This window comes from Streptomyces sp. NPDC003038 (assembly GCF_040611115.1).
GTDB lineage: Bacteria > Actinomycetota > Actinomycetes > Streptomycetales > Streptomycetaceae > Streptomyces.
Genome location: NZ_JBEXNN010000048.1, coordinates 1 through 26,781 on the forward strand (window position 1 = coordinate 1; position 26,781 = coordinate 26,781).

A 26,781-nucleotide genomic window follows, 5' to 3' on the forward strand; every position below is an offset into this window, starting at 1 on the left:
CTTGTAAGTTTTTGGGAACCACAACTGCAACTGACATCACAGTAGCACAGGAGGGCCGGCGGGGCGGGGAGGTTTTCCTCGGCCTGAGGGGCGTGTCGTGAAATCTCTCGGCGCCTCGCACTAATTCTGCACTTGCAGTAACAGATATCCGCGTCCGGAAGTCGTATAAACGGTCGCCGGGCGCCTCAGGAGCCCTCGCGCCGACGGCTCATCTCCTCGTTCACGCGGAGGGCCTCTTCGAGCTGGTCCTCCAGGGCGATGATGCGGCAGGCCGCGTCCAGGGAGGTGCCGGTGTCGACGAGTTCGCGGGCGCGGGCGGCGATCCGCAGCTGGTAGCGGGAGTAGCGGCGGTGGCCGCCCGCCGAGCGGAGCGGGGTGATGAGGCGGGCCTCGCCGATGGCGCGGAGGAAGGCGGGCGTCGTGCCGAGCATCTCGGCGGCCCGGCCCATCGTGTAGGCGGGGTAGTCGTCGTCATCGAGGCTGTCGGCGAGCGGGGACTTCTCAGAGGTCACGCCAGAGACGCTAACCGTGATGAGAGTAAATGTCTACTCTCACGATGGCAGATTTTCTCCAGGAATTAGGCATGATTTGAGCCGGAGCGCCTGCTCGCCCACCCTGGGCGGCCGTCCCCGCATCCGCCGCGACTTGATCAAGCATGAATACGGCGGTAACCCGATCCCACCCGTCGGCGGCAATCTGACGCCATCGCCAGGCCGACCGCCGAGGAGGCACAAGGCCGACGAACGGAAGGAAGGGAGTCGGAGTGTGACCAGGATCGTTCTCGTGTCGGGAAGTCTGCGCGGGCAGTCGGTGAACAGCGCCGCTCTCGCCACCGTACGGGCCATCTCCGACCGTCGCGCCGGGGAATTCGAGACGCCGGAACTCTCGGTGGCCGACGGCGAATCCGCGCGGGGATGACCCCGCACGCGGCCGCCCCGGCGCCCGCCACGGACGTGGTGGTCGAGCCGTCGCCGTTCCAGAACCCGCGCTTCAGGGTGTTCGCCGCGGGAAACGCGATCAACAACGGTCAGCGACATCGGCGAGGCGATGTACGCCACCGCCCTGCCGCTGCTCGCGTACCGGCTTACCGGCTCGCTCACCGTCATGACACCGCTCGCCGCCGCGGTACCTGCGGCGCAGCCGCGCGAACTGGGTTACGGCGCCGGCGACGGCACCGCCCGGGACACATGACGCCGCACACCATCGACCTCAAGGAGAAAGTCGCGTGATCAAGCATCAGGGCCCGATCAGTGGGGTGGCCACCTTCGGTGACGGCTACGTGGCCACCGCGGGCTACGACAACCAGGTCATCCTCTGGGACGCGGCCCGGCACACGCCGCTGGCCCGCGGCCTGCACGACCACCTGGTCAACCAGGTGGCGTTCAGCCCGGACGGATCGCTGCTCGTCACCTCGTCCAGCGACTACACCGCCCGCCTGTGGTCGCTCCCCGACCTGAGGCTGCGTACGGTCTTCGCGGACCACAAGGACGACGTGGAGATGTCCGTCTTCCACCCGGAACAGGAGCTCGTCGCCACCGCCTCCCGGGACCACACGGTCAGGGTCTACGACTTCTCCGGCGCGGTCGTCCGGCGTTTCGAGGGTCACACCGCCGATGTCATCTCCGTCGTGTGGCTGCCCGCCACCGGCGAGCTGATCTCGTCCAGCGACGACGGAACGATCAAGCGATGGTCGCTCGTCACCGGTGAGATGACGGACGACATCGACCTGGGCGGCGTCGAGACGGACACCATCGCCATCACGCGCGGCGGTGTCGTCTTCGCCGGCAACGACGACGGCGCCGTCATCCGCATCGAGGACGGCGTGGCCGAGCACTTCCCGGCGCACGACGCCGGCATCAAGCGGCTCGTCCTCAACCCCGCCACCGGCGCCCTGGTCAGCCTCAGCTACGACCGCTCGCTGCGGATCTGGGACACCACCGACGGCCTGCGCCGACTGCACACCGCCGAGTTCCCGGCGGAGATCTGGGCCCGCTCCTGCGCGTTCCTGGACGATCACACCCTCGCCTTCGCCACCTTCGGCTCCACGTACGCGACGTACGACACCGCCTCCGGGACGTGGAACCTGGACCGCGTCGAAGGCACGCGCTGCGTCAACGCCGTCACGACCCTGCCCGACGGGCGCACCTACACGGTGGGCGACGCGGGCGTCGTCCACGCCGACGCGGTCCCCGCGGGGCGCCCCGGCAGCCTGTGCAACTTCCTGGTCCCGGTCGGCGGCCGGGTGCTCACCGGGGGCCAGCTGGGCCGCGTCTTCGACGCCGACACCGGCGAGACGCTCCATCAGCACCGCTCTCCGCTGAACTGCGCCGCGGCCTTCGAGCGCGACGGAGTACCGCACGTGGTCGTCGGTGCCTACACGGGTGAGGGCCTCGTCTTCGCCGTACGCGAGGACGGGGCGGTGGAGCACGTGGCGACGCTCCCGCTCCTCGCCAACGCGGTGAAGGGGCTGGCCGTCTCCGACGGCACGATCTTCGCGGTGTGCGCGGACGCCTCGGCCAGCTGGTTCAGTACCCGCACGCTCCGGGAGACCGCACGCGTCGAGGAGGCGCACACCCGCATCGCCAACGGCTGCGCGCCGCTGCCGGGCGGCCGGTTCGCCAGCGTCAGCCGGGACCTGCTCCTGCGGCTGTGGGACGGGGACCGGGCGACGGCCGTACCGACCCCGCACGACCACTCCGTCAAGTGCGTCGCCGCCTCGGCCGACGGGACCCTGGTCGCCACCGGCTCGTACGGGGGCATGGTCGCCGTCTACGACACCCGCACCGGGACCTGGCCGTACGTGGACAAGCCGACGACCGCGGGCATCTCCAGCCTCCACTACGCGCCGGAGTCGGACCGCTTCCTGGCGGCGTCGTACGACGGCACGGTGTACCCGGTCCCCGCGGGCGGGCAGGCGTAGTACGGGCGGGCGCGCGGAGCGGCTGCCGTTCGGCACCGGCCGACAGCGTGGCGACGGGCTCGGCGACCGGCTCGACGCGACGGGCTCGGTGACGGGTGCCGGCCGGCGCCGGGCCGCGGCTCAGATGCTCCAGCGCAGCACGGCCCCCAGCCCGCCCGCCGGACCGGGCATCCCCTCGGGGACGATGAGGACCTCGCCACCGGTCGCCGCGGCGGCCCGCAACAGCGCGTCGTCCGCGCGCGCCCGCTCGGGTTTGGCGATGCCCATGGCCTGTGCCTGACCGCGCTGCACGGCGACCTCGTCGACGCCGGGTCCGATCCACACCTCACGGCCCGCGTCGGACGCGTTCGGCGTCAGCAGCAGGGTGGCCACCTGGTGGTTGCGCGCGGCGTCCACGACGGCCGGCATTCCCTCGGCGGCTTCGCCCGGTCCGGTGTCGACGGTGGACGAGCGGTGCTCGCCGGGCCTGCCCCGTCCGGTACGGAAGCGCTCCAGGGCGCTTTCGAGCCGGTTGCGGGCGTACTTCTCGCGCGCCCGCGCGATCTGCTGGTCGAGGAGGTTCTGCGAGGCGCCCGGGGACCTGCTGCCGTTCTCGACCTCGACGGTGACGGCCTGGGCGGGCTCGGGCAGCCGGTTGTAGACGGCCCTGCGCTCGCGCGAGTCGCCTGCCAGCACCACCAGATCGGCGCCGCTCTCCGGCCACCGGCGGGAGATCTCGGACGCGATGATGTCCGCCGTCTCGTTCCAGGTGTTCTCGACCTTGTTCCGGTAGTGCCACTCGTACCGGTCCCCGGGGATGCTGCGGTGGCCGCGCCCCTGCCACTCCTTGCCCTGCGCCTGGCCGACGGCTTCGCGGCGGTGGGCGTCGCGCAGCTCCAGATCGGCGCCCGTACGGTCGATGTAGGCGACCAGGCAGCTCGGCTCGTCGCCCCTCAGGCTGGCGAGCGGGGCGATGTGCGGCAGGATCGACCAGGTGGCCTCGACGGCCGGGGGGCTCACCGAGAGCGGGATGTCGAGCACGACCTCGCCGCCCGCGGCGAACAGCGCCCGGCCGGGGGGAGCCCCGGAGACGGGCTCATGGGCGAGCGTGTCCATGATCGTCCGGATGATGTAGGCGTCGGCGCCCGCCTCGATGAGCTGGGACGCGACCGAGCGCTCGCGAAGCTTCTGCACACGCTGCGCGTCCTCCGTCGCCCGCGTGGTGTCGATGTAGACCGAGGCCCATGGGCCTGGCTTGGTGAAGAGGGGTTTGAGAAAGCCGAGTTCCATGATGTCCCCCATGCGGTGACGGATCAGGACGGATGGATTCACGACGGCTTGAGCGGATCGTGGCCGATGGACATCATCCGGTGGCGCCGCTGCGTGTCGCCGGCGCGCGTCGGGTGGCCGGGGCGGATCTGTCCCTCGACTTCTTTCTTCCGTACCTCGCCCAGCTCGGGGCCGGACTTGCTGCTGCCGCGATCCGGGCTGTTCATCGGGTCCTCCCTCTGGCCAGCCGGTTTCACCCAGCGGCTGCCCGCCGACCCGCGCGGCAAACCGGCGCCGGGGCCGTCCCGACCGGCCCCGTCGGTAGCGGGAAAGGTCGAGTCGCGGGGGTTTGGCCCGGAACCGAACGGACAGCCGCCAGGTATCGGGAGGCGGACGGTCGGCATGAACGGATGCCGTACCCCCCTCCCGGTCGGCAGCAGGGGAGCGGCGGCCGAGCACGGCATGGCGCATGCCGCATGGAGCATGGAGGGTGCGGACGATGACCGAGAAGCGAACCGTCACCGTGTGCGGTGCGACCGGTCAGCAGGGCGGTTCCGTGGCCCGGGCGATCCTCGCGGACGAGGACGGCGGCTTCGCGGTCCGCGCGGTGACCCGCGACCCGGATTCGGAGGCGGCCCGGGAGCTGAAGCGGCTCGGCGCCGAGGTGGTGCGGGCCGACATGGACGACGCGGCGAGCCTGGCCCCGGCCTTCGAGGGTGTGTACGGGGCGTACCTGATGACGAATTTCTGGGAGCACGCGTCCGCGGAGCGGGAGAAGGCGCAGGCGGCGGCACTCGCGCAGGCGGCCGGGCATGCCGGGGTGCAGCATGCGATCTGGTCCACGCTGGAGGACACCCGCGAGTGCATTCCGCTCGACGACGACCGGATGCCCACGCTCCAGGGCTCCTACAAGGTCCCGCACTTCGACGCCAAGGCGGAGGCCGACGGCTACTTCACGGACGACGGGGTGCCGACGACGTTCCTACGGCTCACGTTCTTCTGGGACAACCTGTTCGGCCTGTTCGCCCCGCAGCGCGGGGAGGACGGCGCCCTTGAGCTCACCTTCCCGATGGGCGACAGGAGGCTCTCCGGTATCGCCGTGGACGACATCGGCACGACGGCGCTGGCCATCTTCAAAGGCGGTACCGACTTCATCGCCGCCACCGTCAGCATCGCCGGCGAACACCTGCCGGTCGCCGACATGGCGGCGGTCCTCGGGGAAACCCTCGGCGAACCGGTGCGCTACCGCCCCATGGACCCGGACGCCTACCGCGCACTCGGATTCCCGTACGCGGAGGAGGTGGGGAACATGTTCCAGTACTACGCCGACTGCGAGGCCCGCTTCACCAGCGCCCGGGACCTCGACGCCGTCCGTGCCATCAACCCCGCCCTGCAGGACTTCGCCACCTGGGCGGCCGCCCACCGCGACCGGTTCCAGCTGTCCTGACCGACCGGTACGGCGATCACCGCGGTACGGCAATCACCGCGCGGGACCGGATACGGAGGTCACCGTGCGGGGCGCCACCGGCTCAGTGCGCGTTCTCCTGCGCGGCGGAGGAGGCGCGGCGGAATTCGGCGTTGATGCGCTGGGCCTCTTCGAGCTGGTCCTCGAGGATGACGATGCGGCAAGCGGCCTCGACCGGGGTGCCCTGGTCGACGAGCTCCCGCGCACGGGCCGCGATGCGCAGCTGGTAGCGCGAGTAGCGGCGGTGCCCGCCCTCGGAGCGGAGCGGAGTGATCAAGCGGGCTTCTCCGATGGCGCGGAGGAAGCCGGGGGTGGTGCCGAGCATCTCGGCGGCCCGGCCCATCGTGTAGGCGGGGTAGTCATCGTCGTCCAGTCGGCCGCCGGGCGAATTATCCGCTGTCATCTGCACCTCTTCTCGGGAACGCGTCGAGGGGCCTTGGTGCCGTACGGCACCAAGGCCCCGAAGGAAATTGAACACCATCTGTCGGCCCTAGTGCTGCGCCGACCTTCTGTTTCCGCGGCATCGCCCTGAAGCAGGACGGGAGTGCGGGGATCGCGAATGCGTGACCGGGAACCACCTTCCATTCCGGGGTCTTGCCGTACCCGGGCTGCTACTTCCTGCCCGGGCGATCCTGATGGCGTCTGCTTCCTCCGTTCTTCCTCTGGGTCAATCACTTACCAAACGGGTACTGCTGGTACTGCTCGTACTGCGGTCATGCTCATGGCGGCCCCTGATCACTGCGGGCCACCCGGTACGGCCGCCAGTCCCGTCGCCGTCGTGCAACAACCCTGGCTTCGAAACTCCACCGCCGTACCGACTCGCGAACTGCGTGTACTGCCGAACTGCGGGTACTGCTGCCCGGCAGTTCGTCTCTGCCGGGCCCTTCAACCTTGGCTACGAGAGAAACCATAGCCACGCGATCAGTCAATGTCTACTCTGGCGGGCATAGATTTCTTCGTGTTCGGCGGTGAGGCAATCCGCCTCGGACCGCCCCGGCTTCTACGCGGCGGACGGGGCCTGTGCCTGGGCGTGCGCCTGCGCCTGCGGCTGCGGCTTCGGGAGCTGGGCCTGGCCGAAGAGCAGCGCGTAGCCGCCGGGGAGCTGGTGGAGGATGCGGGCGAGCAGGTCGGGTCCGGCGAGCGCGGAGACGACCGCGAGGACGGCGCCGGCGTCCCAGCGGGCCGTGGCCGGAGATCCGCCGGTGCGCGTGGCGAGGTCCTTCACGAATCCCCAGCCGGTGAGCCGTTCCGTGTCGGGGATCTGGGCGGTGAAGGCGAGAGCGGCCTCGACGGGCAGACACTGGGCGAGGGCGACGCGCTCCTCGCCCGTCACCTGTCGGCCTAGCGCGGCGAGCACACTGCGGACGACCTTCTCCGCGCGGTCGCGGGTGGAGTAGGCACCCTCGTACCGCACGCGTTCCAGCATCTGGTCGAACGTCATGGCCGTGAGGGACCGGTCCGGTCGAGGCTGGTCGAACATGGTGCTGCGATGGCCTTTCTCGTGAGGGGTGTCGGTCAGCCGTTGATCTGCTTGCGGCCGTCGGTGCTGCCGATGGCGATCTTGCGCGGCTTGGCGCGCTCGGCGATCGGGATGCGCAGGGTCAGGACACCCGCGTCGTAGTTCGCCTCGATGTGCTCGGTGTCGAGGGTGTCGGCGAGCATGACCTGGCGGGAGAAGACGCCGAGGGGCCGCTCGGAGAGCTCCATCTGCACGTCGGCCTTGGTGGACGGCCGGCGTTCGGCCTTCACGGTCAGCATGTTCCGCTCGACGTCGATGTCGATCGCGTCCGGCGTGACACCGGGGATGTCGAGGGCGATGACGTACGCGTCGCCCTCGCGGTACGCGTCCATCGGCATCGCGGACGGCTTCGACCAGGTTCCGGACGTACCCGACAACTGCTGGACGATCCGGTCCATTTCGCGGAACGGGTCAGTGCGCATCAGCATCGCGAAACACCTCCAGTCGGTTCGGGCAGGAACTGCCCATGCGCTTTGACGTGCTCCTCTTGTAACATGTCATCGAAACGATGACAAGCACAGTGTCGTCTGACGGACGACACGGACCAGAGGAGCCACCGTGACCCCAGCCGACCGGCCGACCGCGTCCCGCGGCGCCGACCGCGGCGCAGACCGCGGCGCGGTTTCCTTCCTGGCCGCCGCCGCTGCCCTGGACACCATCGATGAGGCCCTGCGGGCGGCGCGCACCACCGAGGACGGCGGACCGCCGCCCCCCGCCGCCGACCCCGCCCAGGCGCTGGCGTCACTGCTGCTCCTGCGCCAGGTCCGCGAGCAGCTCGCCGGCTGGGAGAGCGGCCTCATCGAGACCGCCCGCGACGCCGGCGCCAGTTGGGCCGACCTCGCCCACCCCCTCGGCGTCGCCAGCCGCCAGGCCGCGGAGCGCCGGTACCTGCGTCTGCGTCCGGGGGCGGCCGGAACCACCGGCGAGCAGCGCGTGCAGGCCACCCGGGATCTGCGGGCCGCCGACCGCACGGTCACGGCCTGGGCGCGCGAGAACGCCGCTGACCTGCGCCGGCTCGCCGGCCAGATCACCGCCCTCACCGACCTCCCCGCCTCCGCCCGCACCCCCATCGGCCGCCTCGACCGAGCCCTCGCCGCCGACGACGCCGCGAGCCTCGTAGGCCCCCTGACCGCAACCCGCCCCCACCTGGCGGCCGCCCACCCGGACCTCGCCGACCGCGTCGACGCCCTCACCCAGCACACCGAACACCTGCGACAGGGCAGCCACGACCAGCGCCGCGCCACCTGACGTGTGCGGGCCCGGTTCGTGGCCCGCGGGGTCCCGGCGGGGCCGACTCGGACGGCCGGCTGCCCGCTGCCGTAAGCCGAGACCGGTTAGTCGAGACCGGTCAGTCGACAGCCGTCAGCCGTTCAGCCGAGAGCGTCGAGCAATGCGCGCTCGCGCCGGGCGCTGAGGCCGGAACGCCTCACCCGGTCCAGGCCCTGCTCGCGTTCCCAGGCCAGCGTGTCGCTCAGCAGCTCCGTCCGGGGCCGGTGACGGAGCCCCGCGGCGCGCGCCGCGGACCCGCTCCGGGCCGACCACACCGTCCAGCCCGGCTCGACCAGCCACATCGGCAGCGACTCGGGGCCCATGTACTCGGCCACGCCGTTCGCGAGCAGCCATGCGGAGTCGGCGGTGACCACCGGGCCGGTGTGCCCGCCGACGGCTCGGGACAGCTCGATCCACTCTCCGAACGGAACGACCGGACCGACGGCGTCGTAGGTGCCGACGCTCCCCGCCTCCGCCGCGTCGAGCAGCCAGGCGCAGAGGTCCCGTACGTCGACTGTCTGTGTCGGCATGGACGGGGTGTCGGGAACCAGCATCCGCCCTCGCGGATCGCGGGCGGCGCGGGCCACCCAGTAGCCGGAGCGTCCGCTGTGATCGCCCGGGCCGCCGATGAGACCGGCGCGTGCGATGAGGAGGCGGTCGCCCACGGCGGCCGTCGCGGCCTGCTCGCAGGCGACCTTCGCCTCGCCGTACGACCCGCGGTCGACCTCGCTCCCGTCGGTCGGAGCGAGGAGCGCCGCGGACTCGTCCGCGTCCGGCACGTCATGGGAGGCGTAGGCGCTGACGGAGGAGACGTAGGTCCAGTGCCTGGTCCTGTCGCCCAGCGCGGCGAGCGCCTCACGAACGAAGCCCGGCTGCCATGACACCTCGATGACCGCATCCCATGCGCGGTCGAGCAGTGGTGCGTACGCCGAAGGATCGCGTCGGTCCGCGGTCACCAGCGTCGCTCCGTCCGCGACTTCTCCGGCTTCGCCGCGAGCGAGGCACGTGACCCGATGGCCGCGCCCGATCGCCTGCCGCGACAGCTCCCGGCCCACCCATGCTGTTCCACCCAGAACCAATATCTCCATCCCGACACCCAACACCGCGCCGCACCCGGCCCCTAGAGGGGTTCGCTGACGGCGGACCGGCCGTACGCCGGGCCGTGGGGCCGTTGGCGTTCCGTCGTGGAGCGATGCCGGCGCCGGCCCGTTCCAGGGACCCGGGGCGATGACGTGGTCTTCCCGGTCCCGGCCGGTGGGGGTGGGCTGACCCGGAAGTATTCGCTGGACAGAGCCCGCGGCCTGGTCAATAGTGCGCCGCATGGGTTCACTTGTACGACACCTCACCTTCGACTGCTCCGATGCCTACCGCTTGGGGCAGTTCTGGGCGGCTGTCCTGGAAGGCTCGCTCGCTGCCGATGACTTCCCGGGTGACCCCGAGGCGTCGGTCACGGCGCCCGGCGCAACGCTGCTGTTCGTGACGGTGTCCGATGCCAAGACCGCCAAGAACCGGCTGCACCTGGACCTGCAGCCACGGGACCGGTCGCGAGACGAGGAGGTGGAGCGCATCCTGGCCCTGGGCGCCACCGTTGTCGGCGATCACCGCAAGGCCGACGGGACCGGCTGGGTCACCATGGCCGATCCGGAGGGCAACGAGTTCTGCGTTGAGCGGAGTGCCGCCGAGCGGGCGCGGTGACCTTGAGCGAGCGGGAGCCTTGAGCTGGGACACCGGACAGAGGATTTCGTCAACGCGCCCCGGTCCATGGTGGACCTGAGGGACCTGAGGGACCTGAGGAACCTGACCTGATCTAAGACATCCCGGTGAGGTGCTCGGGGCGGACCGGCGTCTTGTCGAGCTCCAGTCCGGTCGCGTTCCGGATCGCCGCGACGACGGCCGGGGTGGACGACAGGGTCGGAGCCTCACCGATGCCGCGCAGTCCGTACGGTGCCTTCGGGTCCGCCAGTTCGAGGTAGTCGACCGGGATGGTCGGCGTGTCGAGGATGGTCGGGATCAGGTAGTCCGTGAAGGAGGGGTTCTTCACCTTCGCGGTCTTCGGGTCGACGATGATCTCCTCCATCACCGCGACACCCAGGCCCTGGTTCGTGCCGCCCTGGATCTGGCCGACGACGGAGAGCGGGTTGAGCGCCTTGCCGACGTCCTGGGCACAGGCCAGTTCGATGACCTTGACCAGACCGAGCTCGGTGTCGACCTCCACCACCGCGCGGTGCGCGGCGAAGGAGTACTGGACGTGGCCGTTGCCCTGGCCGGTCCTCAGGTCGAAGGGCTCGGTGGGGAGGTGCCGCCACTCCTCCTCGACCTCCATGACCTCGTCCTCCAGGACGTCCACGATGGTGGAGAGGACCTCGCCGCCGTCGGTGACGACCTTGCCGCCCTCCAAAAGGAGTTCGGCGGTGGCCCACGCCGGGTGGTACGAGCCGAACTTGCGCCGGCCGAGCTCCAGGACCTTCTCGCGGACGAGTTCGCAGGAGTTCTTGATGGCGCCGCCGGTCATGTACGTCTGGCGGGCGGCGGAGGTCGACCCGGCCGAGCCCACCTGGGTGTCCGCGGGGTGGATGGTGACCTGCTGCACGCCGAGCTCGGTGCGGGCGATCTGCGCGTGGACGGTGACACCGCCCTGGCCGACCTCCGCCATGGCCGTGTGGACCATCGCGACGGGCTCGCCGTTGATGACCTCCAGGCGCACCTTGGCCGTCGAGTAGTCGTCGAAGCCCTCGGAGAAGCCGACGTTCTTGATGCCGACCGCGTAGCCGACGCCGCGGACGACGCCCTCACCGTGCGTGGTGTTGGACAGACCGCCCGGCAGCTCGCGTACGTCGGCCTCGCCCTCGGCGACCTCCCACTGGCGCTCGGGCGGCAGCGGGCGGGCCTTGACGCGGCGCAGCAGTTCGGCGACCGGGGCGGGCGAGTCGACCGGCTGCCCGGTCGGCATGATCGTGCCCTGCTCCATGGCGTTCTTCTGCCGGAACTCCACCGGGTCCATGCCCAACCGGGCGGCGAGCTTGTCCATTTGGGCCTCGTACGCGAAGCAGGCCTGGACCGCGCCGAAGCCGCGCATCGCGCCGCAGGGCGGGTTGTTGGTGTAGAGGCCGATCGCCTCGATCTCGACGTCGTCGATGACGTACGGGCCGACGGAGAGGGACGCGGCGTTGCCGACGACCGAGGCCGTGGACGACGCGTAGGCGCCGCCGTCGAGCACGATCTTGCACTTCATGTGCGTCAGCTTGCCGTCCTTGGTGGCGCCGTGCTCGTAGGAGAGCTTCGCCGGGTGACGGTGGACGTGCCCGAAGAAGGACTCGAACCGGTTGTAGACCATCTTCACCGGCTTGCCCGTGCGCAGCGCGAGCAGGCTGGCGAGGATCTGCACCGAGATGTCCTCGCGGCCGCCGAACGCGCCGCCGACGCCGGCCATCGTCATGCGCACCTTCTCCTCGGGCAGGCCGAGGACCGGGGCGATCTGGCGGAGGTCCGAGTGCAGCCACTGGGTGGCCACGTACAGGTCGACACCGCCGTCCTCGGCCGGCACCGCGAGGCCGGACTCCGTGCCGAGGAAGGCCTGGTCCTGCATGCCGAAGGTGTACTCGCCCTTGACGATGACATCGGCTTTCCTGGCGGCCTCTTCCACGTTGCCGCGGATGATCGGCTGGCGGTGCACGATGTTCGGGTGCGGGACGTGCGCGGCGTGGTGGTCGTCGCGGCTCTCGTGCACGAGTACGGCGTCGGGAGCGGTCGCCGAGGCCTCATCGGTGATGAGGGGCAGCTCCTGGTACTCGATCCTGATCTTCGCGGCGGCGCGGCGCGCGGTCTCCGGGTGGTCGGCGGCCACGAGGGCGACCGGCTCGCCGTGGTGACGGACCTTGCCGTGGGCCAGGACCGGGGTGTCCTGGAACTCCATGCCGTAGTTCTTCATCGCGGCCGGCAGGTCGTCGTACGTCAGCACCGCGTAGACGCCCGACAGGGCCAGGGCCTCGGAGGTGTCGATGGACAGGATCTCGGCGTGCGCGACCGTGGACCGCAGGACCTGGCCCCACAGCATGTCCTCGTGCCACATGTCCGAGGAGTAGGCGAACTCGCCGGTGACCTTGAGGGTGCCGTCGGGGCGCAGCGTCGACTCGCCGATGCCGCCCTTGGTCCGGGAGCCTTGGGTGACGTTCGTGGGGATACCGGTGGTGGTGGTGCCAGCCATGATCAGACCGCGCCTTCCTGGAGTCCTTGACGTTCCTGAGGTTCCTGAGGTTCCTGGCGGGCCGCGGCCAGGCGGACCGCGTCCAGGATCTTCTCGTAACCCGTGCAGCGGCAGAGGTTGCCGGAGAGCGCCTCGCGGATGTCCGCGTCGGACGGCTCGCCGTTGCGCTCGAGGAGCTCGTCGGCGGCGACCAGGAGACCCGGGGTGCAGAAGCCGCACTGGACGGCGCCGGCGTCGATGAACGCCTGCTGGATCGTGGAGAGTTCGGTGCCCTCACCGGCCTGCGAGTCGGTGACCCCGTCAGAAGGGCGAGCGGACCACCGGCGTGCGTCCGTCAGGGAGGCGCCCCTGCCGTGGTCGGAGCCGCGACCCCCGTACGCGGCTCGCTGCTCGGCGTAGTCGGCGAGGCCCTCGACCGTCACGACCTCGCGGCCCTCGGCCTGCCCGGCGGCGACGAGACACGAACACACCGGGACACCGTCGAGACGCACGGTGCAGGAGCCGCACTCGCCCTGCTCACAGGCGTTCTTGGAACCGGGAAGCCCCATGCGCTCGCGCAGCACGTACAGAAGGGACTCGCCCTCCCAGACGTCGTCGGCTTCCTGCTGACGGCCGTTGACCGTGAAATTGACGCGCATGGTTACGCGACTCCCTTCGCGCCACGGCCCTTGCCGCTGCGGTACGACTCCCAGGTCCAGCCGAGCGTGCGGCGGGCCATGATGCCCACGGCGTGCTTGCGGTAGCTCGCGGTGCCGCGTACGTCGTCGATCGGGTTGGCGGCGCCGGAGCAGAGCTCCGCGAACCGCTTGGCGATCGACGGGGTGATGATCTTGCCGTTGTGCCAGAACCCGCCCTCTTCGAGCGCGGCGCCCAGGAACTCCTCGGCGGCCTTGGCCCGGATCGGGGTCGGCGCCGCCGAGCCGATGCCGGTGCGCACGGTGCGGGTCTGCGGGTGCAGCGCGATACCGAAGGCGCAGACGGCGATCACCATGGCGTTCCGCGTGCCGACCTTGGAGTACTGCTGAGGGCCGTCCGCCTTCTTGATGTGGACGGTCTTGATGAGCTCGTCGGCGGCCAGCGCGTTGCGCTTGACGCCGGTGTAGAACTCGTCGATCGGGATCAGGCGGCTGCCGCGGGCCTGCGAGACGACCTCGACCTCGCAGTCGGCGGCGAGCAGCGCGGGGTGCGCGTCGCCGGCGGGCGAGGCGGTGCCGAGGTTGCCGCCGACGCCACCGCGGTTGCGGATCTGCGGCGAGGCCACGGTGTGCGAGGCGAGCGCGAGGCCGGGGAGCTCGGCCCGCAGGTTCTCCATGATCTTGGCGTACGGCACGGACGCGCCCAGCTGGACGGTCTCCCTGCCCACGTGCCACTCCTGGAGCTCGGCGATGCGGCCCAGGTCCAGGAGGTACTCGGGGCGGCGGTGGTCGAAGTTGATCTCGACCATCACATCGGTGCCACCCGCGATCGGCACAGCCGTGGGGTGCTCGGCCTTGGCGGCGAGCGCCTCCTCCCAGCTGGCGGGACGAAGGAAGTCCATGAGCGGCTCTCTTCTTCGTATCGGGTCGGTGTTATCGGGTCGTTCGTGGCGGGTGGTTCGTGGCGGGTGGTTCGTGGCGGGTGGTTCGTGGCGGGTGGTTCGTGCCGGGTCGTTCCGTCCGGGGCGTTCGCTTCGAGCCGGGGGCCCGAACTCCCGACCGACCCACTCGTGCACGCGCTGTTGGCTGGATGCGCTGAAGTAGACAGCGCGATCAGGCGGACGAGGCAGTCACCGATCCCCCAAAACCGGCTTCTCCGTCGCCTGTGGACCACGGTGCTTTCCCACCGCCTCACGCCGGTGAACTGCGGCGATGGATGTTCCGGAAGCAGCGGGCCGTGAGAGAGTGGCGAGCATGCGGCTACGCGAACTTTTGGAGATCGACGAGCTGGGGCTGCTTCTGCTGGTGGGCCAGGACGCCGACGACAGCGTGCTCGATCGGGCCGTACGCGCTGTCCCGACCATCGACCTGGCCGACCCCGGTCGCTTCCTGACCGGCGGTGAACTCGTCCTCACCGGACTCGCCTGGTGGCGGGAGGACGGAGACGCCGAGTCTTTCGTGCGCATCCTCGATCAGGCGGGCGTCGCGGCCCTCGCCGCCGGTGAAGCCGCTCACGGCTTCGTCCCGGACGACCTCGTACGCGCCTGCCGACGCCACGGCCTCCCCCTCGTTGTCGTGAAACCGGAGACATCGTTCACCGCGGTCACCGAACACGTCCTGCGCCGTCTGCACCGCCGGCCCGTCGGCGACCTCGCCGCCGTGGTCGAACGCCACCGACAGCTCCTCACCGACCGGAGCGCCCCGGACGCCGTACTGGAGCTCCTGCGGCGCAGCCTCGGCCTCGATGTGCGCGTCCTGTCCGTGACCGGACGTCAGATCGCCGGGGTCCGCCCCGCGCTGCGTGCCAAGACGGCGGTGGCACTGGCCGGGAGGTATCTCGCCGCGCGCCGCTCGGGGGAGCCGGCTCCCCATCGGGTCACGATCGGGAATCGGCTCTACTCCCTCCTGCCGATACGCGACGCCACCGGGCCGTCGACACCGTCGACCGCGGCGGAAGACGGCACGGAGTTGGGTGACTGGCTGGTCGTCGTCGAGGCCGACACGTCAAGCTGGCCTGCGACGGATGTGGAACTCCTCGACCGGATCGTCGAACTGGCCGCCGACGCCAGATCCGCACACGAGCAGGCGAAGGCCGCGCTCAAGGACCTGGCCCGCCGACTCCTCGACCTGCTGCACAGCAGCGTCCCACCCGAGGAGATCCCCGTCCGGCTGAGCGCCACCGCGCAGGCCGTCGTCAGCCAGGTGTCGCACTGGCCGCGCTGCCAGTTCGTGGTCGCCAAGGGGGAGTGGGACGCGATCCGTCCCATCCCTGCCTGGGCCCTGTGCGTACTCCTGGAGGAGGCCCTGATCCAACCGGACGGACCGGTGCTGGTATCGCCGGAGGACATCGCCGCCACCGTCGACGACGACCAGGCCGTGATTTTCGTACTGGTACCTGAGCCCACGGACGCGCTCCCCGGTCCGGCCCTCGACTACGCCGCCCTCCAGCGGAGACTCGCCGCGGTGCTCGCCCGCTGGCTCGGCCCGACGGGCAGCGTCTCCATCGGCGTCAGCTCTCCCGTGGGCGAGCCCGGGAACGCACGCCGAGCGCTCGAAGAGGCCCGCACCGCGCTGCGGGTCGCCGACGACGGCCCGGAGCGCGTGACCGCGCGCGGCCCCGACGACCTCACCACGCACATCCTGTCGCTGCTGCCCCTCATCCCGGCCGAGACCCGGCAAGCCTTCGCGGCCCGTCTCCTCGGCCCCCTGCGCGATCACGACAGCCGCCACCAAACCGACCTGCTGGTCACGCTGGAGAAGTTCCTCGACTGCGACGGGTCCTGGACCAAATGCGCTGCCCGACTCCGGCTGCACGTCAACTCGTTGCGCCACCGCGTTGCCCGCATCGAGCAGCTCACCGGCCGGGACCTGGCCCGGCTCGAGACCAGACTGGACTTCCTCGCGGCCCTGAGGGCCGGCTGAGCCGCGGTTCCGGGACCGGCGCCGGGTGCGCGTGCGGCCACGACCGCAGTGCCATCGTGCGGCGCCAGAGATCATACGGACGGTCCGGGTTCCCGAAGCGTCACTGGCCCCGAGGGCCGGGAGGCCGCGAGGGCTTGGACGCCCAAACGGTCCGTTCCGATGGGGGACCCGCCGAGCCGGTGGAGGAGTACCCATCGCCCGTCGGGGAGCGTGCCCGCGAAGACGGATGCCCCGTCTGTGGCGCCGTTGTGCCAGGTCACGGCGCCGGTCTTCTGCCAGGTCGGGGCGGGCGGCCCGAGGAGCTTGTCGACGAGCAGCCCGGTCAGCAGTTGGGCGGCGGCCCGGGGAGTGGCCCAGAGGCCACCCGCGGGCAGGATGGCCCCGTCCATGGTCCACGGCGTCCGGGGGCGGTTCAGCAGGCGGGTCGTCGCGAGCAGCCGCTGCTCGGCCGGGGGATGCGGCGTCATCTCGTCGATGCCCAGGGGCTCCAGGACGTAGGTGCGTACCACCTCCTCGTACGGGATCCCGGCAGCCACGGACAGGGCTGAACCGAGCAGCGCGTAACCGAGGTTGGAGTACTCCTCGGACACGCCGGGCGCAGCTGTGGCCATCTCCCCGAGACCGGCGAGCAGCGCGTGCAGGGCCGCCCGGTCGAAACCGCCGTACGGGTTCTTGCGCGGCAGGCCCGGGGGCTGGCGGGGCAGCCCGGACGTGTGGTCCGCCAGGTGCCGCAGGGTGATGCCGCTGCCGGGCGGTGTGTCCAGCCAGCGTTCGATGGGATCGTCCACGCCGAGAACGCCGGCCTCGGCCATGCGCATGAGCGCGGTGCCGGTGACGACCTTGGTCAGCGATCCGATCTGGACGTAGCGGGCGACGCTGTGGCCGTGGGTGACACGGGGTTCGATTCCACTGCCGAGAAGGCAGCTGGGCGTCCGGAACACGGTGGGTTCTCCTTCACGCGCGGGTGCTGGCACTGGGCAGGGCGCAGGCGGCCCAACTGCCCGGCATACGGTGCCCATTGTTCGCTACCCAGCGGTAACCAACTGCTCCGCGGCCGCTCAGCAGGCCGGTCAGAGGCCCAGCGGTACGCAAGTCGTGCGCGACTCCTGAACTGGTCTGGACAACGAAGAAGGCCCAGGTCGCTGACCTGGGCCTTCTCGGAAGAGCGGATGACGGGAATCGAACCCGCGCTCTGAGCTTGGGAATCACCCGGCACTTGAGCGGTCGCGTAGGCGCTGACCTGGGCAAACGGATGAGGTCGACCTTGCGGTGAGGTTGTTCACGGAGCCGTACTTGACCGCTGTTTACCGTTCCTACTGGCATGTAGTGGCACCCGCCAGACCCTGGTCGAGGCCCCTGCGCGGGCGATGTCCTAGGGCGACCGCGGGACGAGGAGCCGCCGCAGCGCCGTTGGTGTGTGGCCGAGGTACTGGCGCATGGTCCGGCAGAGATGGGCCTGGTCGGAGAATCCCAGGTCGGCGGCGAGGGTGGCGAGGCTGTCCTCGCCCGCGTCCAGACGGTCGAGGGCCCGGCCGATACGGACCCGGTTGCGGTAGCGCGTCAGCGAGACTCCCAGCTCGCGGGTGAAGGAGCGGCTCAGGCGGTAGGGCGAGACGCCGAGGAGCTCCGCGAGCGGCAGAAGCCCCTCGGAGGCAGGGTGGGCCTCGCCGATCGCATGCCGGGCCGCGGCGACGAGCGTCGCCTCGTCCCGGCCGGGGACGCTGGTCGGGACGGCTCCGTCGAGGGCCTGGCCGACGGTGGCGGAGAGCAGTCCGAGCAGCTCCTCGGTCACCGCATGGTCCACGTCGCCGGTGCGGGCGGACGCGAGGACGCGGCGGTGGGCCAGGTCGAGGCGGGCGTCCACGTAGACGCTCTGTCGGGCTGGGCGGGCGTCCTCACCCGCCACGACCCTCCACAGAGCGGGCGTCAGGCTGATCGACGTGCACGCGTCGCCCCCGGAGGCCGGGTGCGCGAAACGCTCCTCCTCGCCCGGGACGCCGAGATAGGCCATCGTCGGGTCGACCTCGGCCGGGGTGCCGGCCGCCTGCCTGCGGAACTGGCCGCGCCGCACGAGCACCACGCGGTAGTCCTCGCGCACCTCCGCCTCCGACCAGCGGGTGTGGTCGTCCCGGCAGTTCACCGCGGTGATGCGGAAGCCGGGCCGGGTGGCGAGGACGGTGGAGGTCAGCACTCTTGAACGCTACGCCGGGAGTCTGACATCGGCCCCGCCGCAAGGATCTTCAAGACTGGGATGGGGCGTGGCAAGCAAGCTGGGCGGCGTCGCACTTCACCCCGTACCGCCATCAAGGAGTCGCCGTCATGTCCGCTCTCGCGCAGATCAGCACCGTCGTCATCGATTGTGGTGACCCGGTCCGGCTCGCCGAGTTCTACAGCAAGCTCACCGGCTGGGAGATCACCTACAGCGGCGAGGACTACGCCTCCCTGGCCGGCGGGGAGCACACCGGCCTGGCTTTCGTACGCATCGAGGGCTACCGGGCCCCTGGCTGGCCCGACGACGGCAAGCACGCCCACCTCGACTTCACGGTCGCCGTCCTGGAAGAGGCGGCCGGCCGGATCCTCGCCCTCGGAGCGTCGAGGCCGGAGTTCCAGCCCGGCAAGGACCAGTGGGTGGTCCTCATTGATCCCGAGGGGCACCCGTTCTGTCTCACCACCGGTGCCTGATGAGTCACCCGACAGGAGAAGATCACATGGCTCACATCCACAAGGAATTCCTGATCGACAACTCCCCGGAGAACGTCTGGGAGGCCCTGCGCGAGGTCGGAGCTGTGCACCAGCGCCTGGTGCCGGGCTTCGTCACGGACACCCGCATGGAGGCGGACACCAGGATCGTGACCTTCGCGAACGGTGTCGTCGTGCACGAGCTGATCGTCGACATCGACGAGGCGGCCCGCCGGGTGGCCTACGCGGTGGTCGGCGGCTCGATGGCGCCGAAGCACCATCACGCCTCAATGCAGGTTCTTGCCGCCACCGAGGGGCACAGCCGTTTCGTCTGGACGATCGACGTGACGCCGGACGAACTCGCCTACCCCATCAGCGAGATGGCCGATCAGGGCGCGCACATCATGCAGGAGACGCTGAAGGCCACACCGGTTCCGACGGACAGGTAGAGACCCATACCGGGGCCGGGCCGAAAGCGTGCCTCGGTCCGGGGGCGGGTGGTGCGCAGGTGGTGCGCGACGCCTGAATTGTCCAGACAATGACGAAAGGCCCAGGTCGTTGACCTGGGCCTTCGTTCAAGAGCGGATGACGGGAATCGAACCCGCGCTCTGAGCTTGGGAAGCTCATGTTCTACCATTAAACTACATCCGCACAGGATTCCAGTTGCCTGGATCCGTATCGTTGCTCACTCTACCCCATGGTCGACCCCCGGTGAATTCACCGCGGGGTCGTTGTCATGTGTGGGGGCACCGGCGCGTGTGCGTGCGGGAGTTGGGGCGTACCGTGTGCGTGCGGAGCGGCGGCTGGAGCGGGTCCCGATCATCCCCTAATGTGGCGATTCGTCGCAGTACAGCTCGTTGGGGAAAGGGACTCGATGGAGCACACCGTCGTCCGTTGTGCCGAAGGGCACGTTTTCAGTACCGCCTCGTTCCCGCTGCAGCATCTCGGTGCCGGCCGGATCGGGCCCGGGCGGCTCCTGCGGTGTCCGCGGTGCGCGCGGCTGCGTCACGCCGTGCCCGTGGGTGGCGCCAAGCGGTAGGGGGATAGCGAGAGCGAGAGCCATGCCGATAGGGCCAGGCGCGCGGGCCGCCGCCTTCGATTGGGGGTGGCCCGCGCGCTCTGCGTATCCTCGGGACGTGCTTCTCTCTGACAAAGACATCCGGGCCGAGATCGACAGCGGACGGGTTCGCATCGACCCGTTCGAGGAATCGATGGTGCAGCCCTCCAGCATCGATGTACGTCTCGACCGGTTTTTCCGGGTGTTCGAGAATCACCGCTACGCCCACATCGACCCCGCGGTCGAGCAATCGGACCTGACCCGGATGGTCGAGCCCGACGGCGACGAGGCCTTCATCCTGCATCCAGGTGAGTTCGTCCTCGCCTCGACGTACGAGGTCATCTCGCTGCCCGACGACATCGCCTCCCGGCTGGAGGGCAAGTCCAGCCTGGGCCGCCTGGGCCTGGTGACCCATTCGACCGCCGGCTTCATCGACCCGGGGTTCTCGGGCCACGTGACCCTTGAGCTGTCGAACCTCGCCACGCTGCCGATCAAGCTCTGGCCGGGTATGAAGATCGGACAGCTGTGCCTGTTCCGGCTCAGCTCGCCCGCGGAGTTCCCGTACGGGAGCGAGCGGTACGGATCGCGGTACCAGGGGCAGCGCGGCCCGACGGCCTCGCGGTCCTTCCAGAACTTCCACCGCACTCAGGTGAGGCACGAGGCATGAGTGAAGTACGCGAGAACCTGACCTACGACGGCTTCGGCCGCGCCGTGCGCGAGCTGGCGCAGACGATCGCCGACGACGGCTACGAGCCCGACATCATCCTGAGCATCGCCCGCGGCGGCGTGTTCGTGGCCGGCGGGCTGGCGTACGCGCTGGACTGCAAGAACATCCACCTCGTGAACGTGGAGTTCTACACCGGTGTCGGGACCACGCTGGAGATGCCGGTCATGCTGGCGCCCGTGCCCGACGCGATCGACTTCTCGGCGAAGAAGGTCCTCATCGCCGATGACGTGGCCGACACCGGCAAGACGCTGAAGCTCGTCCACGACTTCTGCCTGGGTCATGTCGCGGAGGTCCGCTCCGCGGTCGTCTACGAGAAGTCCCACTCGCTCGTGAAGTGCGAGTACGTGTGGAAGAAGACCGACGAGTGGATCAACTTCCCCTGGTCGGTCGAGCCGCCCGTCGTGAAGCGCGAGGGCCAGGTCCTCGACGCCTGAGCCTCACACGGCCTGACCCCACATCAGCAGGAAAGGGCCCGCCGCGCGGATCGCCGCGCGGCGGGCCCCTTGCTCGTCCCTACGGGGAGCGCTACAGCGTGCCCAGCTTGATGATCGACAGCAGCGCGATCAGCTGGATCGCGGACGCGCCCAGCGCCTTCGGCCACGGCAGGTCGTGCGACTTGCTGACGAGTGAGGTGAAGAGCGCGCCGGCCGCCACCCAGGTGACCCAGCCCAGCACCTGTACGACCATGTTGTCGCCGCCGAGGAACACGGCGAACAGCAGGCGCGGCGCGTCCGTGATGGACATGACCAGCATGGACAGGCCCACGGTCGGCTGCCACGACCCGTCGCCGCCCATCTGGCGGGCCAGCGTGTGCGTGACTGCGCCGAGGACCAGGCCGCAGATGACGAACGCCACGCCCGCCGACAGCACGATCGGCACGGCCTTCGACAGCGTCGCGTTGATCGCGTCCTCGCGGGCGTCGTCGAGGCCGAAGACCGCGAGCAGACCGTAGAGGAAGGTCACGGTCAGCGCGGGGCCCCAGACGGAGTAGTCGCGCATCTGCAGGAAGGTCTGCCCGGGGCGGGTGACGATGCCGCGGAGCAGTTCCTTCCACGGCAGCCGCGGACCGGCCGGGGCGGCCGTGGCCGCGCCCGCCTGGTAGGTCGCTCCCTGGCCGTACGGGTCCTCGCCGAACACGAAGGCCTGGGTGTGCCCCGGGTTGTCGTTCGCGTACGCCGGTCCCTGCCCGTACGGGGGCTGCGCCTGCGGGTGCTGCCCGTACGGGTCGAAGTACTCCGGCTCACCGTGGCCCCCGGCGGCCTGCTGCGGCCACTGCTGTTGCGGGGGAGGCCCGGCGGGAGGGTAGGGCTGCTGGCCGTACGGCGGCGGTTGCTGCTGACCGTACGGCTGCTGCCGCGGGGGTTGTTGCGGGGTGCGGTTGTTGTCCCGGCCGCGTCCGATCCTGAATCCAGCCACGTGATCGAACGTACCTGGTCCGGCAGGCCGTGGTGACCGGGCGGCCGGAACACGCGGGCTTTGCGGCTGACCTGTGACATCCCCTAGGGGGAACCCCGGGGGGCTGCCCCCGCTGCTGCGCCGACCCCGTGCGGGTGACGACCCGGTCTGAGATGACGGCATGCGGAACGGCCGGTCCCCACGTGGGGGACCGGCCGTCCGGTACTGCTTACGGGTGCCTGCGCGGCCGGTGGCCGACCGCTACTTGGCGCCCTCGGGCTTCGCCTCGGGGTCGAGCTCCACCTCGGCCGCGGGCTCGGCCGCTGCCTTTGCCGCGGGCTCGGGCTTGGCCTCCGGCTCGGGCTCGGCCGCTGCCTTTGCCGCGGGCTCGGGCTTGGCCCCGGCCGCTACCTTCACCGCAGGCTCCGGCTCCGGCTCCGGCTCCGCCTTCGCCGCAGGCGCGGCCTCCGGCTTAGCCTCCGGCTCCGGCTCCGGCATCGGCGGTTCCGGCGTCTTCACCGAGTCGAGCAGCAGCTGCGCCACGTCCACGACCTGGACGGACTCCTTCGCCTGCCCGTCGTTCTTCTTGCCGTTCACCGAGTCGGTCAGCATCACCAGGCAGAACGGGCACGCCGTCGACACGATGTCCGGGTTCAGGGACAGCGCCTCGTCGACCCGCTCGTTGTTGATGCGCTTGCCGATCCGCTCCTCCATCCACATCCGCGCGCCACCGGCGCCGCAGCAGAAGCCCCGCTCCTTGTGGCGGTGCATCTCCTGCTGCCGGAGCCCCGGCACGGCCGACATGATCTCGCGCGGCGGCGTGTAGACCTTGTTGTGCCGTCCCAGGTAGCACGGGTCGTGGTAGGTGACCAGGCCGTCGACCGGCGTCACCGGCACCAGCCGGCCCTCGTCGATCAGGTGCTGGAGCAGCTGGGTGTGGTGGATGACCTCGTACTCGCCGCCGAGCTGCGGGTACTCGTTCGCGATGGTGTTGAAGCAGTGCGGGCAGGTCGAGACGATCCGCTTCGCCGACTTCGGCTTCCGGGTCGACGGATCCTCGTCGTCCTCCCCGAACGCCATGTTCAGCATGGCCACGTTCTCCTGGCCCAGCTGCTGGAACAGCGGCTCGTTGCCGAGGCGGCGCGGCGAGTCGCCGGTGCACTTCTCGTCGCCGCCCATGATCGCGAACTTGACGCCCGCGATGTTGAGCAGCTCCGCGAAGGCCTTCGTCGTCTTCTTGGCCCGGTCCTCCAGCGCGCCCGCGCAGCCGACCCAGTAGAGGTAGTCGAACTCCGACAGGTCCTCCACGTCCTTGCCGACGATCGGTACCTCGAAGTCCACCTCCTTGGTCCACTCGACGCGCTGCTTCTTCGCGAGGCCCCAGGGGTTGCCCTTCTTCTCCAGGTTCTTGAGCATCGTGCCCGCCTCGGACGGGAACGCGGACTCGATCATCACCTGGTAGCGCCGCATGTCGACGATGTGGTCGATGTGCTCGATGTCGACCGGGCACTGCTCCACGCACGCACCGCACGTCGTGCAGGACCACAGCACGTCCGGGTCGATGACGCCGTTCTCCTCGACCGTGCCGATCAGCGGGCGCTCGGCCTCCGCCAGCGCGGAAGCGGGCACTCCGGCGAGGGCCTCGGCCGAGGCCTTCTCGTTGCCCTCGATGTCCTTGCCGCCGCCGGCCAGCAGGTACGGGGCCTTGGCGTGCGCGTGGTCGCGCAGCGACATGATCAGGAGCTTCGGCGACAGGGGCTTGCCGGTGTTCCAGGCCGGGCACTGCGACTGGCAGCGACCGCACTCCGTACACGTGGAGAAGTCGAGGATGCCCTTCCAGGAGAACTGCTCGACCTGCGAGACGCCGAAGACGTCGTCCTCGCCCGGGTCCTCGAAGTCGATCTCCTTGCCGCCGCTCGTCATCGGCTGGAGGGCGCCGAGCGCCGACGAACCGTCCGCGTTCCGCTTGAACCAGATGTTCGGGAAGCCGAGGAAGCGGTGCCAGGCGACACCCATGTTGGTGTTGAGCGAGACGGTGATCATCCAGATCAGCGAGACGCCGATCTTGATCATCGCGGTGAAGTAGATGGCGTTCTGGAGGGCGCCGAGCGACATCCCCTTGAAGGCCAGCACCAGGGGGTACGAGGCGAAGTACGACGCCTCGTAGCCGTCCACGTGGTGGATGGCGCCCTCGAGGCCGCGCAGCGCGAGGATCGCGAGGCCGATGGTGAGGATGACGTATTCGACGAAGTACGCCTGCCAGGCCTTCGAGCCCGCGAAGCGCGACTTGCGGCCCGCCCGCGAGGGGAGGCTGAGCAGCCGGATCACCATCAGGACGACGATGCCCACGACGGTCATCAGGCCGATGAACTCGGTGTAGAACTCGAAGGGCAGGAAGTCCCCGATGACCGGCAGCATCCAGTCCGCCTGGAAGAGCTGCCCGTACGCCTGCACCAGGGTCGGCGGCAGCGTCAGGAAGCCGATCGCGACGAACCAGTGGGCGAAGCCGACGATGCCCCAGCGGTTCATGCGGCTGTGGCCGAGGAACTCCCGGGCCAGGGTGAGGGTCCGGGCCTTCGGGTCGTCCGTGCGGCTGCCGGCCGGTACGGGCTGGCCGAGCTTCACGAACCGGTAGATCTGCGCCACGGCTCGGGCGAGCAGCGCGACGCCGACCACGGTCAGGACCAGCGACACGATGATCGCGGCGAGTTGCATGGGAAGGCTCCTCGGGCGGCACTTACTAAGCGGTAACTTATGCAGTCAAGGCTTGAGGTTACCCACTCCCGACGCCGCAATGTAGCCGAGCGCGCGGTGATCTGTGTCGCTCAGGCATGCCTTTGCCGGTAGGCCGCCCGTGGGGTTCGCGCCAGGATCGCCAGGTCCATCCCGAGCCAGTGGTTCTCCACATAATGACGGTCAAGCAGGGCCATCTCCTCCCAGGGTAGGTCCGAGCGTGCGCTCACCTGCCACAATCCGGTCATTCCGGGCCGTACGAGGAGCCGCTCGGGGCGGTCCGTACGGGCCTCCGGGCGCGGCCCGACCAGCGACATCTCACCCCGCACCACGTTGAGCAGCTGCGGCAGCCCGTCGAGCGCGCACCGCTCCACGGCCGCGCCGAGCAGGCCCGCCCCGTCGGTGTGGAACCGCCAGGTCCGGAACTGTCGCCCCGCCAGGCCGGTCGCCGGCTCCCGTACGAAGACCCGCGCGGGCCGGGTGCCCCGCCTGCCCCGCGCGGCCTGGTTCGCGTACAGCAGGCCGGCGATCAGCAGCAGCGGTGCGGTGCAGACGGCGAGCAGGAGCAGGGAGGCGGCGAGGTCGAGCACCCGCTTGGCCGGGGGCGTGGCCGGCCGGGGGAGCGGGAGGGCGGCGAGGGTGAGCGGCAGGGGCATGCCTCGCACGGTGCCGCAGCCGTCCGGCGGGAGCGGTGAGACGCGCGGCGACGGTCCCCCGTCCGGGTGCGGGGCCGCTGCCGGCGCGCCGCCCCGGCGCTCCGCGCCTCAAGCGCCGACGGGTTTTGCCGCGGCGGCAAGCGAGATTGCGCGTAAGGGGAGCCTAAAGGTTGAGCCGACCACGCTCAGCTCTGTTGACGCGGACGCGGCCTTGCGGCATCCTTGAGCCTGTTCCACTCAAGTCAGCTGGAGGAATCGAAATGGCACGTGCGGTCGGCATCGACCTGGGCACCACTAACTCCGTCGTCAGCGTTCTGGAAGGCGGCGAGCCCACCGTCATCACCAACGCCGAGGGCGCCAGGACCACGCCGTCCGTCGTCGCCTTCGCCAAGAACGGCGAGGTGCTCGTCGGCGAGGTCGCGAAGCGCCAGGCGGTCACGAACGTGGACCGGACCATCCGCTCGGTGAAGCGCCACATGGGCACCGACTGGAAGATCAACCTGGACGGCAAGGACTTCAACCCGCAGCAGATGAGCGCCTTCATCCTGCAGAAGCTGAAGCGCGACGCCGAGGCGTACCTGGGTGAGAAGGTCACGGACGCGGTCATCACCGTCCCGGCGTACTTCAACGACTCCGAGCGTCAGGCGACGAAGGAGGCCGGTGAGATCGCGGGTCTGAACGTCCTGCGCATCGTCAACGAGCCGACCGCCGCCGCCCTGGCCTACGGTCTCGACAAGGACGACCAGACCATTCTCGTCTTCGACCTCGGTGGCGGCACCTTCGACGTGTCGCTCCTGGAGATCGGCGAGGGCGTCGTCGAGGTCAAGGCCACCAACGGTGACAACCACCTCGGTGGCGACGACTGGGACCAGCGCGTCGTCGACTACCTCGTGAAGCAGTTCCAGAACGGCCACGGCGTCGACCTGTCCAAGGACAAGATGGCGCTCCAGCGCCTGCGCGAGGCCGCCGAGAAGGCGAAGATCGAGCTGTCCTCCTCCACGGAGACCTCGATCAACCTGCCCTACATCACGGCCTCGGCCGAGGGCCCGCTGCACCTGGACGAGAAGCTCACGCGCTCCCAGTTCCAGCAGCTGACCGCCGACCTGCTGGACCGCTGCAAGGCGCCGTTCCACAACGTCATCAAGGACGCCCGCATCCAGCTGTCCGAGATCGACCACGTCGTTCTCGTCGGCGGCTCCACCCGTATGCCGGCCGTCGCGGAGCTCGTCAAGGAGCTGACCGGTGGCCAGGACGCCAACAAGGGCGTCAACCCGGACGAGGTCGTCGCCATCGGCGCCACCCTCCAGGCCGGTGTGCTCAAGGGTGAGGTCAAGGACGTCCTGCTCCTCGAC

General features: G+C 70.2%; 27 protein-coding genes and 1 tRNA gene. 12 read left to right on the top strand and 16 right to left on the bottom strand.

Annotated elements, in window-relative coordinates:
* Nucleotides 1-185 precede the first annotated feature (185 nt).
* Entirely contained in the window at nt 186-512 is a 327-nt protein-coding gene (locus ABZX75_RS31740) for a MerR family transcriptional regulator (protein WP_355416824.1), read from the bottom strand.
* Nucleotides 513-765: 253 nt separating this feature from the next.
* Between ABZX75_RS31740 and ABZX75_RS31745 the strand changes: the two genes are divergently transcribed.
* The 3 genes from ABZX75_RS31745 to ABZX75_RS31755 all read left to right on the top strand — a co-directional run bounded on the left by ABZX75_RS31745 (nt 766) and on the right by ABZX75_RS31755 (nt 2,920).
* A complete protein-coding gene (locus tag ABZX75_RS31745; protein ID WP_355416827.1) occupies nt 766-918 on the top strand; it encodes a hypothetical protein in 153 nt (50 codons plus the stop codon).
* Nucleotides 919-1,047: 129 nt separating this feature from the next.
* Nucleotides 1,048-1,191, top strand: a complete 144-nt coding sequence (locus ABZX75_RS31750; RefSeq protein ID WP_355416830.1) for a hypothetical protein — start codon at nt 1,048-1,050, stop codon at nt 1,189-1,191.
* A 34-nt stretch (nt 1,192-1,225) separates the two neighbouring features.
* The gene (locus ABZX75_RS31755) at nt 1,226-2,920 is read left to right on the top strand and encodes a WD40 repeat domain-containing protein (protein WP_355416833.1); all 1,695 of its coding nucleotides are present in this window, start codon (nt 1,226-1,228) and stop codon (nt 2,918-2,920) included.
* A 120-nt stretch (nt 2,921-3,040) separates the two neighbouring features.
* Here the strand turns inward: ABZX75_RS31755 and ABZX75_RS31760 are convergent, their stop codons facing one another.
* Nucleotides 3,041-4,231 (bottom strand): hypothetical protein, encoded by a 1,191-nt coding sequence (locus ABZX75_RS31760; protein WP_355416836.1) that lies wholly within the window; start codon nt 4,229-4,231, stop codon nt 3,041-3,043.
* The gene (locus ABZX75_RS31765) at nt 4,228-4,395 is read right to left on the bottom strand and encodes a hypothetical protein (RefSeq protein WP_355416838.1); all 168 of its coding nucleotides are present in this window, start codon (nt 4,393-4,395) and stop codon (nt 4,228-4,230) included. The genes ABZX75_RS31760 and ABZX75_RS31765 overlap by 4 nt, the downstream gene beginning before the upstream one ends.
* Before the next feature lie 272 nt (nt 4,396-4,667).
* Here ABZX75_RS31765 and ABZX75_RS31770 point away from each other — a divergent pair, with 272 nt between their 5' ends.
* Nucleotides 4,668-5,615: an NmrA/HSCARG family protein gene (locus tag ABZX75_RS31770; protein WP_355416841.1), complete on the top strand. Its 948-nt coding sequence runs from the start codon at nt 4,668-4,670 to the stop codon at nt 5,613-5,615.
* A gap of 82 nt (nt 5,616-5,697) precedes the next feature.
* Here the strand turns inward: ABZX75_RS31770 and ABZX75_RS31775 are convergent, their stop codons facing one another.
* The 3 genes from ABZX75_RS31775 to ABZX75_RS31785 all read right to left on the bottom strand — a co-directional run bounded on the left by ABZX75_RS31775 (nt 5,698) and on the right by ABZX75_RS31785 (nt 7,580).
* Nucleotides 5,698-6,036, bottom strand: a complete 339-nt coding sequence (locus ABZX75_RS31775) for a MerR family transcriptional regulator (RefSeq protein ID WP_355416844.1) — start codon at nt 6,034-6,036, stop codon at nt 5,698-5,700.
* A 597-nt stretch (nt 6,037-6,633) separates the two neighbouring features.
* Nucleotides 6,634-7,113: a DUF2267 domain-containing protein gene (locus ABZX75_RS31780; RefSeq protein WP_355416847.1), complete on the bottom strand. Its 480-nt coding sequence runs from the start codon at nt 7,111-7,113 to the stop codon at nt 6,634-6,636.
* A gap of 35 nt (nt 7,114-7,148) precedes the next feature.
* The gene (locus ABZX75_RS31785; protein WP_355416850.1) at nt 7,149-7,580 is read right to left on the bottom strand and encodes an Hsp20/alpha crystallin family protein; all 432 of its coding nucleotides are present in this window, start codon (nt 7,578-7,580) and stop codon (nt 7,149-7,151) included.
* A gap of 202 nt (nt 7,581-7,782) precedes the next feature.
* Here ABZX75_RS31785 and ABZX75_RS31790 point away from each other — a divergent pair, with 202 nt between their 5' ends.
* The gene (locus ABZX75_RS31790) at nt 7,783-8,400 is read left to right on the top strand and encodes a type III effector protein (RefSeq protein ID WP_355416902.1); all 618 of its coding nucleotides are present in this window, start codon (nt 7,783-7,785) and stop codon (nt 8,398-8,400) included.
* Nucleotides 8,401-8,522: 122 nt separating this feature from the next.
* On the opposite strand, the gene ABZX75_RS31795 is transcribed toward ABZX75_RS31790, so the two are convergent.
* Nucleotides 8,523-9,509, bottom strand: a complete 987-nt coding sequence (locus ABZX75_RS31795; protein WP_355416853.1) for an NAD-dependent epimerase/dehydratase family protein — start codon at nt 9,507-9,509, stop codon at nt 8,523-8,525.
* A gap of 232 nt (nt 9,510-9,741) precedes the next feature.
* Here ABZX75_RS31795 and ABZX75_RS31800 point away from each other — a divergent pair, with 232 nt between their 5' ends.
* Nucleotides 9,742-10,116 (top strand): VOC family protein, encoded by a 375-nt coding sequence (locus ABZX75_RS31800; protein WP_355416856.1) that lies wholly within the window; start codon nt 9,742-9,744, stop codon nt 10,114-10,116.
* 112 nt (nt 10,117-10,228) lie between these two features.
* Here ABZX75_RS31800 and ABZX75_RS31805 read toward each other — a convergent pair whose 3' ends face one another.
* The 3 genes from ABZX75_RS31805 to ABZX75_RS31815 are packed head-to-tail and all read right to left on the bottom strand — an operon-like array spanning nt 10,229 to nt 14,162.
* Nucleotides 10,229-12,625 carry a molybdopterin cofactor-binding domain-containing protein gene (locus ABZX75_RS31805; RefSeq protein ID WP_355416859.1) on the bottom strand — a complete coding sequence of 799 codons (2,397 nt, stop codon included), beginning with the start codon at nt 12,623-12,625 and terminating at the stop codon, nt 10,229-10,231.
* Nucleotides 12,626-12,627: 2 nt separating this feature from the next.
* Entirely contained in the window at nt 12,628-13,263 is a 636-nt protein-coding gene (locus ABZX75_RS31810) for a (2Fe-2S)-binding protein (RefSeq protein WP_355416862.1), read from the bottom strand.
* 2 nt (nt 13,264-13,265) lie between these two features.
* Nucleotides 13,266-14,162: an FAD binding domain-containing protein gene (locus ABZX75_RS31815; RefSeq protein WP_355416865.1), complete on the bottom strand. Its 897-nt coding sequence runs from the start codon at nt 14,160-14,162 to the stop codon at nt 13,266-13,268.
* A 352-nt stretch (nt 14,163-14,514) separates the two neighbouring features.
* Between ABZX75_RS31815 and ABZX75_RS31820 the strand changes: the two genes are divergently transcribed.
* Nucleotides 14,515-16,182, top strand: coding sequence for a PucR family transcriptional regulator ligand-binding domain-containing protein (locus ABZX75_RS31820; RefSeq protein ID WP_355416868.1), 1,668 nt, complete (start codon nt 14,515-14,517; stop codon nt 16,180-16,182).
* Nucleotides 16,183-16,253: 71 nt separating this feature from the next.
* Here the strand turns inward: ABZX75_RS31820 and ABZX75_RS31825 are convergent, their stop codons facing one another.
* The gene (locus tag ABZX75_RS31825; RefSeq protein WP_355416871.1) at nt 16,254-17,123 is read right to left on the bottom strand and encodes a serine hydrolase domain-containing protein; all 870 of its coding nucleotides are present in this window, start codon (nt 17,121-17,123) and stop codon (nt 16,254-16,256) included.
* A gap of 431 nt (nt 17,124-17,554) precedes the next feature.
* Nucleotides 17,555-18,373: an AraC family transcriptional regulator gene (locus ABZX75_RS31830; RefSeq protein WP_355416874.1), complete on the bottom strand. Its 819-nt coding sequence runs from the start codon at nt 18,371-18,373 to the stop codon at nt 17,555-17,557.
* Between the two features lie 128 nt (nt 18,374-18,501).
* Here ABZX75_RS31830 and ABZX75_RS31835 point away from each other — a divergent pair, with 128 nt between their 5' ends.
* Both ABZX75_RS31835 and ABZX75_RS31840 read left to right on the top strand, forming a co-directional pair.
* Nucleotides 18,502-18,864: a VOC family protein gene (locus ABZX75_RS31835; protein WP_355416877.1), complete on the top strand. Its 363-nt coding sequence runs from the start codon at nt 18,502-18,504 to the stop codon at nt 18,862-18,864.
* Between the two features lie 26 nt (nt 18,865-18,890).
* Nucleotides 18,891-19,310, top strand: coding sequence for an SRPBCC family protein (locus ABZX75_RS31840; RefSeq protein ID WP_355416881.1), 420 nt, complete (start codon nt 18,891-18,893; stop codon nt 19,308-19,310).
* 131 nt (nt 19,311-19,441) lie between these two features.
* Here ABZX75_RS31840 and ABZX75_RS31845 read toward each other — a convergent pair.
* Nucleotides 19,442-19,512: transfer RNA gene (locus ABZX75_RS31845), tRNA-Gly, on the bottom strand.
* Nucleotides 19,513-19,997: 485 nt separating this feature from the next.
* Between ABZX75_RS31845 and dcd the strand changes: the two genes are divergently transcribed.
* The gene (gene dcd / locus ABZX75_RS31850) at nt 19,998-20,585 is read left to right on the top strand and encodes a dCTP deaminase (RefSeq protein WP_355416884.1); all 588 of its coding nucleotides are present in this window, start codon (nt 19,998-20,000) and stop codon (nt 20,583-20,585) included.
* Nucleotides 20,582-21,079: a phosphoribosyltransferase gene (locus ABZX75_RS31855; protein WP_355416887.1), complete on the top strand. Its 498-nt coding sequence runs from the start codon at nt 20,582-20,584 to the stop codon at nt 21,077-21,079. The genes dcd and ABZX75_RS31855 overlap by 4 nt, the downstream gene beginning before the upstream one ends.
* Before the next feature lie 91 nt (nt 21,080-21,170).
* On the opposite strand, the gene ABZX75_RS31860 is transcribed toward ABZX75_RS31855, so the two are convergent.
* From ABZX75_RS31860 to ABZX75_RS31870, 3 genes are all read right to left on the bottom strand, one after another.
* Nucleotides 21,171-22,061 (bottom strand): Yip1 family protein, encoded by an 891-nt coding sequence (locus tag ABZX75_RS31860; protein WP_355416890.1) that lies wholly within the window; start codon nt 22,059-22,061, stop codon nt 21,171-21,173.
* A gap of 240 nt (nt 22,062-22,301) precedes the next feature.
* Nucleotides 22,302-24,755, bottom strand: a complete 2,454-nt coding sequence (locus ABZX75_RS31865) for a (Fe-S)-binding protein (RefSeq protein ID WP_355416893.1) — start codon at nt 24,753-24,755, stop codon at nt 22,302-22,304.
* 110 nt (nt 24,756-24,865) lie between these two features.
* On the bottom strand, nt 24,866-25,429 hold the full coding sequence (locus ABZX75_RS31870) for a sugar transferase (protein WP_355416896.1): 564 nt from the start codon (nt 25,427-25,429) through the stop codon (nt 24,866-24,868).
* Nucleotides 25,430-25,689: 260 nt separating this feature from the next.
* On the opposite strand from ABZX75_RS31870, the gene ABZX75_RS31875 reads away from it, so the two are divergent.
* Nucleotides 25,690-26,781, top strand: a 1,092-nt coding sequence (locus ABZX75_RS31875; RefSeq protein ID WP_355416899.1) for an Hsp70 family protein, incomplete at its 3' end; no start/stop codon positions are given.